Below are 13781 nucleotides of genomic sequence, written 5' to 3'. Positions count from 1 at the left end.
GACCACACGGATATGAACAAATCCTACAGCGGTACGGTTAATGGATGCTGAAGATTTTATTAAAATGATACAGAAATATGCCTGCGGAACGTGCGGCGAATTGTTAACCGGCGAGGCAAAGGCGATCGGTTTTGAAAGGGCGCTGCGGCAGTTCCCGCGGCCGGTGCGGCGGGTGAAACAGCTCGTTCCTCCCTTCGGATCGTTCTCGCGATTCGAACATGCCGCAACGAGAAAGATGAAAATCGGGCCGCTACAGCCATTTCGAGCGTGGCGGGAACTGCGATCGGTCCCTCTCCCGAAACGCGTGGCCAATGCGGGACAAACCAAAGCCGATCCGGATGTGCCGCAACGAATATTTTTGTGCCGCATATTTGCAACACCGGCACCGCCTGCGGCTGGCAGATAGCGTCAACCATATGAATTGTTTCTAATTTTATATTACCGGCCGCCTTCTGATCTTTCAGCGGGGGCATGAAACTAAATCGACTCTTCAAGCGTTGAAGAGGAAGTTACGGAAACTGTATTTGGCATCCACCGAATATTAGTAAACTGTTAACTGTCATGTGTCTCAATTCGGACAGGAACGACGCGATTTGAGTGTTTGGATCGTCGAAACTCCGCATCACGGTATTTCAGTCAGGTGCCGTGGGAAAGGCGCGAATGCCCTCGGTTCGGCCATGCCGGCACCGCAGGACGCGCCGGCCCGCAGATTGGCGGGCAGGGTGAAATCCGTCGCAAGTTCATCCGTCTCGGGCAGTGCATGGAGACGAGAATGGCAATAGTAGTCGCATTGGCGGATCGGCGGCCGCGGGCGCCGCGTCGCCCGGACAAGGAACCGCGCGAAGCCAAGATCCTCTGGTTCACCGGGGTCCGCTACGAGCGGCTCGCCGAGAAGCCTAGACATGGTCCGGCGCCCGCGTCGCGCGCCAGGAAGAAGTAAGCGCTTCCTCAACCCCGGAGCGTGATGCCGAAATTGAGAACAGACATCCCGCTTAATTACCGGGGGTGAATTGCTCGCAGCCCGCTTCCGTCAGGAAGTTGCGCGCTGCTTCGTCGAAGCTTGCCTGCGGTGCCAGCGTCCGTAGCACGGCATAACCGTCCGGCCGCGCCATTTCCACCAGGATCGCTTGATCCAGTTCCTTCGGCAGGTTCTTGCGCAAGTCCGTCAACTGGATCGGGCCGCCCGCCAGGACGTCGAGCGCGCCGCCGACCGAGGTCCGGTCGTTCATGCTGAACACCTCGTTGGAGGCGCTGTCGTAGATGGCGATTGACCAGAAGGGCACATTGCCCTTGGCGGTGAAATGCACCGGCGCATCCTCTACGTCGAAGGAGCAGACGGCGGTCCGCAGGAAGGGGTCGCCATTGGCAAGCCCAGCCTCGTCGTACTGCTCGCTGAGCAGATAGAAATTGTTGAGATCGCCCTCTGCCGCCACACGAGTCGCCGCATCCCTGCCGGTGAAATGCGGCAGGGACAGGATGATGACGAGATGCAGCAGCGCCGCACCGAAAAGCCCGGTCAGGACGGCGAAGAAGATCCTAACCATTGCCGCACCCGGTCTTGGTGAGTTTCGGCATGGCGAGATCGATTACACCGGAGCTGCCGGCGGTCGGCGTATCGAACAGCGTCAGCACCAGCCGGAAGGTGCCGGCCTGCGGCAAGGCCAGCCAGTTGCCCGGCCGAGCGACGGCGGAGATCTCGATCGAAAAGCTGCTGTCGGGCTGGCGCAGCACCGTCCAGGAATTAAGCGCCGCCGGAAGCCCGGTCTTCACCGGCGCCGGATTGCCGCCATTGTCGGCGGTAAAGAGCGTCCAGAGCCGGGCGGGTGGCGTCTGTCCGCTGAGGCGGTAGCGGCAGCCGGCATTCAGCCGTGCGCCTTCGTCGTCAACGCTCGCCGTGAAGGTCAGGCCCTCGGCGCTGCCGTAGAGCAGCTTGCCGGCGCGTGCCCGATGCGACTTGGCGTAAGGGTCGGCATCGACTGTTTGCAGCGCCGGAAAAGCCTCCCAGGCGCCGAGCTTGATCGCGCCGAAACCCTGTGTCGCATCCAGCGCATAAAGCGAAATCATGATCCCGCCGCCAAAGGCGACGATCAGCGTGATCAGGATGAAAAGGGGGAATCGAAACACGTCATGACCTTGGAAACCGGGATGACAGGGTTAACACTGATTCTGGCAGGGTGGAATGCCGGGTGGCGAATGAACGCCGATCTGTCAGAGGCTGCTGGTCTCGTCTGCATGCTCGCGGAGACAGAGAAAAGCGACACTTCCACGCAGCTCCTAATCCGCACTCGCCACCTTCTGCGGCGTCGGCGGCGCGGCGGCCTTCAACTTCTCTCCGAGCTTCTTGAGAATGTTTGTCGATTGCACCGAGAGCATGCGCGGCCGGATGAGCTGCGGCAATCCGTCCTGCGGCTTGGCGGCCGCGGTCTTGGCGAGATCCTTTTCCGAGGGCGGGGGGTTTTCGACGCCGGGGATGGGGCGCAACGTCACACCCTGATGGGCGTAGTCCATGGCGCGCTTGAAGGTCATCGCAGGCAGTGAGCCGCCCGTCATGTTGTTGGTCGAGGTATAGTCGTCATTGCCGAACCAGACGGCGCAGGTGTAATTGCCGGTGAAGCCGACGAACCAGGCATCGCGATAGGCTTGGGTCGTGCCGGTTTTGCCGGCTGTCAGGATGCCGTTGTCGAGTGCCGCCTTTCGTGCCGTGCCGACATAGGGGACCCGCGACAGCATCTGGTTCATGTAGGCATCGGCCTGCTCGGACAGCACGCGTTTCGGCGCCGGCTCGTCACGATCAAAGTCGTAGAGCACATCGCCTTCGTAATCGAGGATCTGGGTAATGCCGTGGCGGCGCGATTGATAACCGCCGGCCGGGAAGGTGGCATAGGCTGTCGCCTGATCCAGCACCGTCACCTCCGATGTCCCGATCGGGATTGTGACGTCGTCGCGGATCGGCGTTTCGACGCCGAGGTTTTTCGCCATCGCCCGGATCGGCTGGATGCCGAGCTTTTCCTTGGCAAGCCGCACCGGCACGGTATTGATCGACTGGGCGATCGCCGTCTCGAGCGTGATGCGGCCGACATAGCGGTTGGCGTAATTATGCGGGCTCCAATTGCCCCAGGAAATCGGCGCGTCGACGATCGTCGTCTGCGGCGTCATTCCGCTCTCCATCGCCAGCGCGTAGGTATAGACCTTGAAGGAGGAGCCGGGCTGACGCAGCGCCTTGGTGGCGCGGTTGAACTGGCTCTCACCGTAATCCCGCCCGCCGACCATGGCGCGTACGGCGCCGCCGTTCTCGATCATCACCATGGCGCCTTGCTTGGCGTGATAAGCCTCGCCATATTCGCGCAGCGACGTCTCGACCGCATCTTCGGCCGCCTTCTGGATGCCCATGTCGATCGTCGTGCGCACGATCAGCGAGTGCTGGTGGAAGCGCGGCGAAAGCCGCTGCACTTCGTCGAAAGCCCAGTCGAGGAAGAAATCCGGCGATTCCACCTCGTTGCGATCGACGACGGTCGCCGGATTGCGTCTGGCGGCGATCACCTGACCTTCGGTCATCAGACCGCTCTGCACGAGGTTGGTCAGCACTTCGTTGGCGCGCGCACGCGCCGCCGGCAGGTTCACGTGCGGCGCATATTTGGCCGGCGCCTTGAACAGGCCGGCCAGCATCGCCGACTCGGCAAGGTTCACATCGGTGATATTCTTGCCGAAATAGAACTGCGCCGCCGCAGCAGCGCCAAAGGTGCCGCCGCCCATATAGGCGCGATCGAGATAGGTGGAGAGGATTTCCTTCTTGGAAAGGTTTGCCTCGAGCCACAGGGCCAGGAACGCTTCGGTGATCTTGCGGTCGAGCGATCGCTCGTTGGAAAGGAAGAGGTTCTTGGCCAGCTGCTGGGTCAGCGTCGAGCCGCCCTGCACGACTTCGCCGGCCTGGGCGTTGGTCACCATCGCGCGGAAGAGGCCGACCACGTCGATGCCGAAATGGTCGAAGAAGCGCCGGTCTTCGGTGGCAAGGACGGATTTGATCAGGGAATCCGGCAGCTCGTCGATCGGTACGGAATTCTGGTGGATGACGCCGCGATGGCCGATGACGTTGCCGTAGCGGTCGGTGAAAGTGACGGCGAAATCGCCGCGATTGCGCCAGTCCTCCTTGGTCGCCTCGAAGGCCGGCTGGGCAAGCACCAGCATCAGCACCGCGCCGGCCGCCCCGAGGGTCAGCCCTTCGCCGGCGAGCTCGAAGACGATGCGTTTCCAGCCGCGCACGCGGAAGCGGCGGAAGAAGATGGTGGTGTCTTCCCAGATCTCTGCGGCGCGGAAGCCGGCATTCCAGACGGTCGAATCGATCCACGAATCGATGCGCAGCAGAATGTGGCGGCTCCTGGTCGTCCGCCTGCCCACCGTGTCACCGGTTCGCTTGTCTGCTTCCTTTTCAGGCCCTTTTTCAGGGTTGTCCGGATCCTGCACGTCCTGTATTCCCGCCTGATCGCGCTTGCCTCATGTCCGGTCGCCGGAAGCGACGAAGCGCGAGGCCCGATCGCCCGAAAGCTCTCCGATACCAGGAGCATGCTGAAGAATTGATTGATTTTGCCGCGGATAACAAGAGAGATAGAGTGGCGGTCACGTGATTTTGCGGGCCGCTGTTGCAAGAAACGGACGATGAACGATCTGCCCTTCTGGAAGAAGAAGACGCTTGCCGAAATGACCTCCGCCGAATGGGAAAGCCTCTGCGACGGCTGCGGCCTCTGCTGTCTCAACAAGCTCGAGGAATGGGATAGCGGCGATATCTATTTCACCTCGGTCAGCTGCAAACTGCTGGACGGCCACAGCTGCCGCTGCTCCAGCTATGAGAACCGCTGGGATTTCGTGCCGGACTGCGTGCAACTGACCAGGGAGAACGTGCCTGAGATCGCCTGGCTGCCGCCGACCTGCGGCTACCGGCTGATTAATGAGGGCCGCGATCTCTACTGGTGGCATCCGCTTGTCTCCGGCGATCCCGAGACCGTCCACGCCGCCGGCATTTCCGCCCGCGGCCGCACGATCAATGAAAACGAGATCGATGTCGACGATCTCGAGGATTACGTCGTTGACTGGCCGCTGACCGTGGGCGCGGAAAAGGATGAAGAAGAAGCGTGAGCGGCGGTCATAATTCCACTGCTGACAGGAAGCGCCGCAATTCCGTCTCCACATAGGCGTCCACCGGGCCGCCTGCGCCAAAGCCCCACCAGGTGAGCGATCCCTGCCATTGTGACAGCATCAGTCGGGCGATCGTTTCCGGCGCCTTCGCCGAGCCGAAACATTGTGCGATCGCCGCCGTCAGCGTCGTTCCCCAGGCCGCACCTCGGGCGCGCAGCACCGGATCGCGAAAATCCTCGCGCAGGACCAGCAATCCTTCGCCATAGGCGGCGGCATCGTCGCCGTAATCCTGCGACAGGCCGACGAGCAGCGCGACGGCGCCCTCCGGCGTTTTCGCCACGCTGACGGCAAGCCGCTCTGTTTCCGCATCCAGCCGGTCCCAGGCGTACAGTAGCGCGGCGCGCAACATCGCCGCCTTTGTCGCGAAACGCTGAACCAGTGTTGAACCGGAAAGGCCGCTCGCCTTCGCCACCGCCGCAAACGTTGCTGCATCCGGCCCTTCGGCATGGATCAGGGCCAGCACCATGGCGAGAAGTTGTTCGTCGGAAAGGGTGCGGCGGCGCGGCATGAATTTCCTCTTGCGTTCACTTTTAATATGAACGAACATTCGTTTATATTCAACTAGGGCCGGTGGCAGTCCGCCGGCTCTCGGTTCTAGCGTGGAGGATGGAAACGTGACAGCGGATTTGCGGGGGAAAGTGGCCTTGGTGGCGGGCGCGACGCGTGGCGCCGGCCGAGGCATTGCGGTGGAACTCGGCGCTGCCGGCGCCATCGTCTATGTGACGGGTCGCACAACACGCGCCGGGCAATCCGAATATATGCGGCCGGAGACGATCGAGGAGACGGCCGAGCTGGTGACGTCGGCTGGCGGCAAGGGCATTGCCGTGCAGGTGGATCATCTCGTTCCGCATGAGGTCGAGGCGCTCGTCGCGCGCATCCGGACGGAAGTCGGCCGGCTCGACATCCTCGTCAATGACATCTGGGGCTGCGAAAAGCTGTTTGAATGGGACAAGGCGGTCTGGGAGCATTCGCTGCACAAGGGCCTGCGCATGCTGCGGCTCGGCATTGAGACGCATTTGATCACCGCCCATTACGCGCTGGCGCTGATGATCGAGCGGCCGGGCGGGCTGCTGGTGGAGGTAACCGACGGCACGGCAGAATACAATGCCATGCATTACCGGCTCTCGCCCTTCTACGACCTCGTCAAGACGGGCGTCACCCGCATGGCCTGGGCGCATGCGCAAGACTTGGCCAAATACGGCGCCACCGCCGTTTCGATCACGCCTGGCTGGCTGCGCTCCGAAATGATGCTGGAGGCCTATGGTGTGGGCGAGGAGAATTGGCGCGACGCGACCATGGTGCAGCCGCATTTCGCCATTTCCGAAACTCCGCGCTTCATCGGCCGTGCGGTCACGGCGCTGTCAGCCGATCCCGACCGCGCCCGCTGGAACGGCCAGTCGCTGTCGAGCGGCGGGTTGGCCAAGGCCTATGGTTTCGACGACATCGACGGTTCGCGGCCGGATTGCTGGCGCTATCTGGTGGAAGTGCAGGAGCCGGGCAAACCGGCTGATGTAACCGGCTACCGGTGAGGCTGACCGCCGCCCTTGGTCGCGCCGCTGCCCTGAGGCGCGGTTTGGGCCGCCGTCTTCATCTGTCCGGCGAAGCTGGTTTCCGGCTTCGTCGCCAGCTTGTCCTTCTTAGGCTTGCGGGCCTCGCGATTGCTTCTCAGCTGTCCTTTTGCCATGGATGGATCTCCCGTTGGACTGGAATTGAAAGCTGTTGGCCGCGCGTTACCCGCCTGCAGAATTTGACCGGCGGCTTGGTTCGGCGTTCGCGCGGCAATCCCTGGATCGCATAGCGGTTGCAGACGGGGGTGACCGGTTTCGGTTGCTTCTTCGGTTTGCCGAAATGGTATTCGAGCGCCCGTAAGAGCATGACCGGCGAGGTGACGCCCTCCTGGAACAGCTTGATCAGCAGCATGGCTGCGGCGTTGCAGGCCTGTTCGTCCTCGACCGGGATTTTTGTTGTATAGCCGGCGGCGTCGAGCACACCCTGAAGCATGTCGAGATCGGATGACGTCAGATAGGGCTTATCGGAAGTGGAAGACATCGACGTCCTCCTTTCGTCGGGGCGGGGGTTATGAAACCCTCAGTCGGCAGCGCCCGTGCGATGGCTGCCGAAGCTGAAACAATGCGCCTTTCGCCGGAGCAACGCAACGGGATTTTCGCGGCTGACAGAGGCTCTGGCGCAGGCACAGCTCGCACCTCCGAGATGCTGGGCATGATGATCATTGCGCCGCCCGACAGGCTGGCTGACGGGCGAGGGTGTCCTCGGCCCCTCAAGTGCTGCGGCCCCGACGGCCGTTATATTTCGCCTTTGTGGAAATAGGCCTCGAGGCGGTAGCCGTCCGGATCGATGACGAAGGCGGCATAATAGAAGCGGCCGTAATCCGGCCGGATGCCTGGTTCGCCGTTGTCCGTGCCGCCGGAGGCGATCGCAGCCGCATAGAACGCGTCGACCGCAGCCTCGTCCGGCGCGACGAAGCAGAAATGCAGCCCGGACTGCATGTCGGCGACAACGGGGCGCGCAACCTGCATCACCCAGAGGCCGACCTGTTCGGAACCGTAGCCGATCATGCCGTCGGAATTCGACAGGCGTTCATATCCGAGCGGCGCCAGCGCCGCGTCATAGAAGCGGCGGGCTCTTTCGAGATCTTTGACGCCGATGGAGATATGATCGAACATGGACCTCAAACTCCGTTCATCCCAGGCTGGCCGGCAGCATCTTTCAACGGCCGCTCCAAGTCAACGAGAGAACATGCTTCGAACAGGCGCGCCGGATGACCGGCCCCTCTTGCGAGGCCAGCCGGGGCGCGACCTACTGCAGCTGCGGCTTTTTCAGGAAGCTGTTGCGGTCGGCGGATTTGATCCGCAGCCAGGCCTCCCGGCCGTTGCGCAGAATCCGCATCGGAATCTCGGCGCCGGCTGGGCCGCTGCTCCAGAGCTTGCGGTAGAAATCGGCTAGGCCATCGACCTCTTCGTCGCGGATTTCCGAAATGATATCGCCCTGACGCAGGCCGGCCTCGGCGGCCGGGCCGCCTTCGGCGACGCTCATCACCACCACGCCGCCACTGCTTTCGGCGGAGAATGCGCCGAGCCAGGGCCGCGGCGGCTTGTTGACCTGGCCTCGGTTCAAGAGATCGTCCAGAATAGGCGGCAAAAGATCGATCGGAACGATCATGTTGATATCGGCCACCTCGCCGTCCTGGCTCATCTGCAGACGAAGCGAACCGATGCCGAGAAGCTTGCCGTCCGCGCCGATCAGCGCCGCGCCGCCCCATGCGGGATGAGCCGGCGCGGTGAAAATCGCCTCATCCAGCAGATATTCCCAATAACCTGCGAATTCCTGCCGGGCCACGATGTTTGCCTGGACATATTCGCCAATGCCGTCGGCAAGGACGACGGGATCGCCGGGCTTGGCCGCGGCCGCATCGCCGAAATCCACCGCCGGTGCGTTCAGGGCGCCGAGCGCCTGCACCAGTCCGAAACCGCTCTCCTGGTCATAGGCAAGCGGATGGGCGGGAACCACCCGGCCGTCCAGGGTCGTCAGCCAGACTTCCTCGGCCTCGGTAATGAGATAACCGATGGTCAGCACCAGCCCATTGTCGCGAATGACCACGCCGCTGCCCTCGCGGACGGTGCCCAGCGTCTCCGCCGTGAAGGCATCTTCCGGAATGGTGGAACGGACGGCCACGACTGACCGCAAGATAGGATCGATATTCATGCTTTCATCCCGATGGGCGCCGCCGCGCAACGCCGAAAGCCGGCACTTCTCCTTCCATAGGTAAGGAGATGAAGGGGCGGCGGCAAGGTTGGAGCGGCGGGAATTTCCGCCACCGCCTCTCCTGGCGTGGAGGAATACCGGAATATGCGGGGGTGGTAGGGCGCTGCGCAACAATATACAGTCAATCCAGGAATCAGACGTGCACGGATCACGACATGAAGGACTGGCATCCCGATCTCAGCCGCAGCAGCAGCCCGCGCTACATGGCGATCGCCGATCTGATCGAAACGGATCTGCGCAGCGGTCACTTGGTAGCAGGTGACCGGCTGCCGCCGCAGCGCGAACTTGCCAAACGGCTGAACGTCGATTTCACCACGGTGGCGAGAGGATATGTCGAGGCGCAGAAGCGCGGCCTCGTTGATTCCCATGTCGGTCGAGGCACTTTCGTCACCGGCGCTGCCGTCAGGCAGCACCAGGACTTAGGCGCCGATTACGCGCCCGATCCCCGCCGTGCGTCGGTTGTCGACTTCTCGATGAACCTACCGCCGGAACCGGACGATCTGGAGTTGATCGCCCGCATGCGTGAAGGCATGTCGGCGGTAGCCGCGAGTCTGATCCCGCTTTTGCGTTATCAAGGCTTCGGCGGCTCAGTAGTAGACAAGGAAGCCGCCGCCGCCTGGCTCGGCCGCCGCGGTCTGACGCCCTCGCAGGAGCGGTTCTTCGTCACGCCGGGCGCCCATCCGGCTCTCCTGGCGATCTTCGGCCTGCTGGCCAAGCCCGGCGAGACCGTACTTTCGGAAATCATCACCTATCCCGGGATGCGCTCGATCGCAGCCCAGTTGCGGCTCAATCTTGCCGGCCTGCCGATGGACGGGGATGGAATCCGGCCGGATGCTTTGGCCGCGGCCTGCGAGCGGTTGAACCCGAAGGCGCTCTACCTCAATCCGACGCTGCAGAACCCGACGACCCTGACGGTTCCCGCCGGTCGCCGCGAGGAAATCGCAGCCGTCGCCCGCAAATATCATCTGCCGATCGTCGAGGATGATGCCTACGGCTTCATTCCGCAGGAAGGGCCTGCGCCGCTTGCAGCAACGGCGCCCGAGCTGACCTGGCACATCGCCGGCCTGGCGAAATGCCTCGGCGCTGGCCTGCGCCTTGCTTATGTCGTGGCTCCAGACACCAGGGCAGTGTGGCCCTTCGTCAGCGCCATGCGCGCCAACACTGTCATGGCCTCGCCGTTGAATATGGCGCTCGCCACCCGCTGGATCGAGGACGGCACGGCCGATGCGATCCTCCGCTTCATCCGCGCAGAGGCGGGCGCCCGCCAGCAGATGGTCGCCGCCGTCCTGCCGGCCGGCAGCTACCGCGCCGATTCGATCAGCTTCAATATCTGGCTGCCTTTGGCCAAGGGCTGGACCCGTTCCACCTTCGGCAGCCATATGCATTCCTCCGGCATTGGCGTGGTGGCAAGCGATGCCTTCACGGTCGAAGGCGCCGCGCCCGAGGCTGTGCGGGTCTGCCTCGGAGGCCCGATCGAACGGGCGAAGTTGCAGGGCGCATTGGAGTTTATGGCCCATGCGCTTGAAGGTCCGCCGGAAATGGCAGGTTCGTTCTTCTGACCCGTCCGTATCGCATCTGAGTCTGGCAGGCGGAGCCGCCCATCGAACGGGTTAGCGGCAAGCTGGGACCGGCCCTTGGCCGGCGGCCTTGTGCGGCAATCTGACAGATTGATTGGCGCCTCCCATACAATGTATTTATATTGAATGCATACATTGTGCGGCATTGACTGAGCCGCGAGATAGGACAAGGTCAATCATGGACACCGAATATCCCCCGCTTCCCCCGATGCAGACCGGCATCAGGGGACGCTGCCCGCGCTGCGGCCAAGGCCATATGTTCAAAGGCTTCCTGACGCTGCAGCCGCAATGCGAGGCTTGCGGCCTCGATTATTCCTTCGCCGATCCGGCTGACGGCCCGGCCTTCTTCGTGATCTGCTTCGCCTGCATTCCGAGCGTGCTGCTCGGCGTCTGGCTGGAGGTGGCGTTCTCGGCGCCGATCTGGGTACAGCTTCTGGTCACCGGTCCCTTCATGCTCGCTACCTGCATTCCGCCGCTCCGGCCGCTGAAGGGCTGGCTGGTCGCCAGTCAGTACTTCTACAAGGCGGAAGAAGGCAGGCTTGCCTGACGCTATTTCAGCGTTGCGCGCAGGCGCGGCGTTGCGAAATCTATAAGGGCGCGCAGTTTCAGCGGCACCAGCCCCTGCGAGGGATAGACGAGATGCACCGGCGCCGGCTGCGGTTCGAAAGCGGCAAGCAGCGGCACCAGCAGGCCTGCCTTCTCGGCGCGCGCGGCCTGGTAGGAGAGCACGCGGGTGATGCCGAGACCGGCGACGGCGGCATCCACGGCCGCCTCGGCGGTGTTGACCGCAAGCCGTGATCGGATCGGCACGACAAGGTCGCGTTTGCCCTCGACGAATGTCCAGCTTTGCGTCGAGGCCATGCCTTCGAAGGTGATGCAATCCTGCGCGGAAAGATCGCTGGGGTGGCGGCTTGCGCCGTGCCGGGCGATATAATCCGGGCTTGCATAGACCGTGCGGCGGATCGCGCCGAGCCTTGTGGCGATCAGGTTGCTGTCGGCCAGGTTGCCGATCCTGAGCGCCAGGTCGATATGATCCTCGACGAGGTTCGCCAGCCCGTCGCCGAGCATCAGCCGCAGATTGATATCGGGATAGGCCTTCAGGAAGTCCACCACGACAGGCAGGACATGCAGCCGCCCGAAGACGATCGGCGCCGTCATCGTCAGCTCGCCCTGCGGCGCGCTGTATTCGCCGGCCGCCGTCCGTTCCGCCTCTTCCACGCGGTCGAGAATTTCCCGCGCCGCCTCGACAAAGGAGCGGCCGGCCTCCGTCAGCGCGATCTTCCGGTTGGTCCTTTGCAGGAGCCGGGCGCCCAGATGTGCTTCGAGTTCCGAAACCTTGCGGCTGACGGTGGCAAGCGGCGAGTGCAGATGCCGCGAGGCGGCCGACAGGCTGCCTTGTTCGACGACGGTGAGAAGCACGGTCATGGCTTCGAGGCGGTCCATCCTATCCTTCCATAAATTGGAAATCTGTCTTTCAGATTAGCACTCTACTGCATCTGAGTGGAAGACCGTAGATTCACTGCCGATGGTTCCGAGCAGCCATCGCCAATCGCCTTCGTTCCCAGAGGAGCCGTCATGAAACTCTACCATCACCCGCTATCCGGCCATTCACATCGCGCCCATCTTTTCCTGTCGCTGCTTGGTGTGCCCTATGAATTGGTCGAGGTCGACTTGGCGGCAGGCGCCCACAAGGCGCCGGATTTCCTCAAGCTCAATCCGTTCGGCCAGGTGCCGGTTCTCGATGATGATGGCACGGTCATTGCCGATTCCTCCGCCATCCTCGTCTATCTCTCCCGCAAATACGGCCGCACCGATTGGCTGCCGGAGGAGACGGTTGCGGCGGCGCGGATCCAGAAATGGCTGTCGGTCGCAGCGGGCGAGATTGCCTACGGACCGTGCGCGGCCCGCCTGATCACCGTCTTCGGCGCCGATTTCCGCACGGAGGAGGTGATTGCGCGGGCGCACCGCATCCTCGCACTGCTCGAGGCGGAGCTCGGCGGCCATAGTTTTCTGCTCGGTGACCGGCCGACGATCGCCGACATCGCGCTTTACAGCTACGTCGCCAACGCGCCCGAGGGCAATGTCGATACCTCGGTCTATCCGAGTGTTCGCGCATGGCTTGCGCGCGTTGAGGCGCTGCCGGGTTTCGTCGGCTTTCGCAAGACGAAGATCGGCCTTGCCGCATGATGAGCCGCCGGGGCGGATTGTCGTCCCGGCCTGCCGATGATCCCACTAGGAGCCCATGATGCTGAACGAGACAGGTCAGGATACCGCATCGCCCTGGCATGAGGGCGAACTTGCCATGCAGCGCAGTATCGGCGTCGTCGAACGCATGGACGGGCCGGGGCGCAATTTCATCCGCAAGGCCATGCCCGAACAGCACCGCGCCTTCTTCCCGATGCTGCCTTTCGTCGTGCTCGGCGCAGTCGACGCCAGGGGCGATGTCTGGGCGACGATGCGCGCGGGGCGCCCGGGGTTCATGTCCTCGCCGGTGCCGGAGGCTCTCGACGTCGATCTGCGGCGCGATCCGGACGATCCTGCCGATGCCGGCATGGAAGATGGAGACGCGATCGCGCTGCTCGGCATCCAGCTCGAGACCCGCAGGCGCAATCGGCTGAACGGCGTCATCCGCAGGACGGATGCCGAGGCTTTCCGCCTGCGGGTCGGCCAGAGCTTCGGCAACTGCCCGCAATATATCCAGCCGCGCGCGGCCGCCTTTGTCCGCGATCCCGATAAACCCGCCGCGATGCGGCCGGTTCACTCCGTCAACCTCGACGACCGGGCGAGGCGCATGGTCGAGAACGCCGATACGTTTTTCGTCGCCTCCCATGTCGATCGTGATAATGGCGAGCGGCAGGTCGATGTGTCTCATCGCGGCGGAAATGCCGGTTTCGTGCGGCTCGGCGCCGACGGCGTGCTGACCATCCCCGATTTTCCCGGCAACCGGTTCTTCAACACGCTCGGTAATCTTCTCGTCAATCCGAAGGCCGGACTGGTCTTCGTCGATTTCGAAACCGGCGACATGCTGCAGATGACCGGAAGAGCTGAAATATCGCTGTCTTCACCTGAGATCGCCAGCTTTGAAAGGGCCGAAAGGCTGTGGCGTTTTACGCCTGAACACATCGTGTTTCGCCCGGACGCACTGCCGTTGCGCTGGAGCCGCAATCTCGACCGCTGAGAAGACGCCTCATCAGGCCGCTTGCAGATTGATATACCGATCGGTACAGCAGA

Annotated in this window: 17 protein-coding genes; 8 read left to right on the top strand and 9 right to left on the bottom strand. The window is 62.9% G+C overall.

The features are described 5' to 3' along the window. The first annotated feature begins 40 nt into the window (after positions 1-40). Together QWJ46_RS07340 and QWJ46_RS07335 are read left to right on the top strand one after the other, a co-directional pair. Entirely contained in the window at positions 41-406 is a 366-nt protein-coding gene (locus tag QWJ46_RS07340) for a hypothetical protein (RefSeq protein ID WP_302750155.1), read from the top strand. A gap of 366 nt (positions 407-772) precedes the next feature. Beyond that, positions 773-940: a hypothetical protein gene (locus QWJ46_RS07335; protein WP_302750154.1), complete on the top strand. Its 168-nt coding sequence runs from the start codon at positions 773-775 to the stop codon at positions 938-940. A gap of 52 nt (positions 941-992) precedes the next feature. Here QWJ46_RS07335 and QWJ46_RS07330 read toward each other — a convergent pair whose 3' ends face one another. From QWJ46_RS07330 to QWJ46_RS07320, 3 genes are all read right to left on the bottom strand, one after another. Next, positions 993-1544 (bottom strand): DUF1254 domain-containing protein, encoded by a 552-nt coding sequence (locus QWJ46_RS07330; protein WP_302750153.1) that lies wholly within the window; start codon positions 1542-1544, stop codon positions 993-995. Next, entirely contained in the window at positions 1537-2124 is a 588-nt protein-coding gene (locus QWJ46_RS07325) for a DUF1214 domain-containing protein (RefSeq protein ID WP_285193078.1), read from the bottom strand. Before QWJ46_RS07325 ends, QWJ46_RS07330 begins: the two co-directional genes overlap by 8 nt. Before the next feature lie 150 nt (positions 2125-2274). Next, positions 2275-4461: a transglycosylase domain-containing protein gene (locus QWJ46_RS07320; protein ID WP_302750150.1), complete on the bottom strand. Its 2187-nt coding sequence runs from the start codon at positions 4459-4461 to the stop codon at positions 2275-2277. A gap of 192 nt (positions 4462-4653) precedes the next feature. Between QWJ46_RS07320 and QWJ46_RS07315 the strand changes: the two genes are divergently transcribed. After that, positions 4654-5130 (top strand): YcgN family cysteine cluster protein, encoded by a 477-nt coding sequence (locus QWJ46_RS07315; protein WP_097599828.1) that lies wholly within the window; start codon positions 4654-4656, stop codon positions 5128-5130. 7 nt (positions 5131-5137) lie between these two features. On the opposite strand, the gene QWJ46_RS07310 is transcribed toward QWJ46_RS07315, so the two are convergent. Then, positions 5138-5698 (bottom strand): TetR family transcriptional regulator, encoded by a 561-nt coding sequence (locus QWJ46_RS07310; protein ID WP_302750145.1) that lies wholly within the window; start codon positions 5696-5698, stop codon positions 5138-5140. Between the two features lie 106 nt (positions 5699-5804). Here QWJ46_RS07310 and QWJ46_RS07305 point away from each other — a divergent pair, with 106 nt between their 5' ends. Continuing rightward, positions 5805-6719 (top strand): SDR family oxidoreductase, encoded by a 915-nt coding sequence (locus QWJ46_RS07305; RefSeq protein WP_302750143.1) that lies wholly within the window; start codon positions 5805-5807, stop codon positions 6717-6719. Here QWJ46_RS07305 and QWJ46_RS07300 read toward each other — a convergent pair. The 4 genes from QWJ46_RS07300 to QWJ46_RS07285 all read right to left on the bottom strand — a co-directional run bounded on the left by QWJ46_RS07300 (position 6710) and on the right by QWJ46_RS07285 (position 8913). Further along, on the bottom strand, positions 6710-6874 hold the full coding sequence (locus QWJ46_RS07300; RefSeq protein WP_302750142.1) for a hypothetical protein: 165 nt from the start codon (positions 6872-6874) through the stop codon (positions 6710-6712). The two genes, QWJ46_RS07305 and QWJ46_RS07300, sit on opposite strands and share 10 nt — an antisense overlap. Next, positions 6856-7239, bottom strand: coding sequence for a hypothetical protein (locus QWJ46_RS07295; protein ID WP_259668253.1), 384 nt, complete (start codon positions 7237-7239; stop codon positions 6856-6858). The genes QWJ46_RS07300 and QWJ46_RS07295 overlap by 19 nt, the downstream gene beginning before the upstream one ends. A gap of 254 nt (positions 7240-7493) precedes the next feature. Beyond that, entirely contained in the window at positions 7494-7874 is a 381-nt protein-coding gene (locus QWJ46_RS07290) for a VOC family protein (RefSeq protein WP_085777493.1), read from the bottom strand. Between the two features lie 133 nt (positions 7875-8007). After that, complete coding sequence (locus tag QWJ46_RS07285; RefSeq protein ID WP_183703755.1) at positions 8008-8913, bottom strand: S1C family serine protease; 906 nt, start codon at positions 8911-8913, stop codon at positions 8008-8010. A gap of 215 nt (positions 8914-9128) precedes the next feature. Between QWJ46_RS07285 and QWJ46_RS07280 the strand changes: the two genes are divergently transcribed. Next, a complete protein-coding gene (locus tag QWJ46_RS07280) occupies positions 9129-10532 on the top strand; it encodes a PLP-dependent aminotransferase family protein (protein WP_302750134.1) in 1404 nt (467 codons plus the stop codon). 196 nt (positions 10533-10728) lie between these two features. Next, on the top strand, positions 10729-11097 hold the full coding sequence (locus QWJ46_RS07275; RefSeq protein ID WP_064801332.1) for a DUF983 domain-containing protein: 369 nt from the start codon (positions 10729-10731) through the stop codon (positions 11095-11097). A gap of 2 nt (positions 11098-11099) precedes the next feature. Here QWJ46_RS07275 and QWJ46_RS07270 read toward each other — a convergent pair whose 3' ends face one another. After that, complete coding sequence (locus QWJ46_RS07270; RefSeq protein ID WP_302750131.1) at positions 11100-11993, bottom strand: LysR family transcriptional regulator; 894 nt, start codon at positions 11991-11993, stop codon at positions 11100-11102. Positions 11994-12125: 132 nt separating this feature from the next. Here QWJ46_RS07270 and QWJ46_RS07265 point away from each other — a divergent pair, with 132 nt between their 5' ends. Both QWJ46_RS07265 and QWJ46_RS07260 read left to right on the top strand, forming a co-directional pair. Then, positions 12126-12737: a glutathione S-transferase family protein gene (locus tag QWJ46_RS07265; protein WP_302750130.1), complete on the top strand. Its 612-nt coding sequence runs from the start codon at positions 12126-12128 to the stop codon at positions 12735-12737. 58 nt (positions 12738-12795) lie between these two features. Continuing rightward, positions 12796-13728, top strand: a complete 933-nt coding sequence (locus tag QWJ46_RS07260; RefSeq protein WP_302750129.1) for a pyridoxamine 5'-phosphate oxidase family protein — start codon at positions 12796-12798, stop codon at positions 13726-13728. Positions 13729-13781: the final 53 nt, after the last annotated feature.

The sequence above is a fragment of the Rhizobium sp. CBN3 genome, from assembly GCF_030518245.1.
GTDB classification, from domain to species: domain Bacteria; phylum Pseudomonadota; class Alphaproteobacteria; order Rhizobiales; family Rhizobiaceae; genus Rhizobium; species Rhizobium aethiopicum_A.
This window is presented reverse-complemented; position numbering and strand designations above follow the sequence as displayed.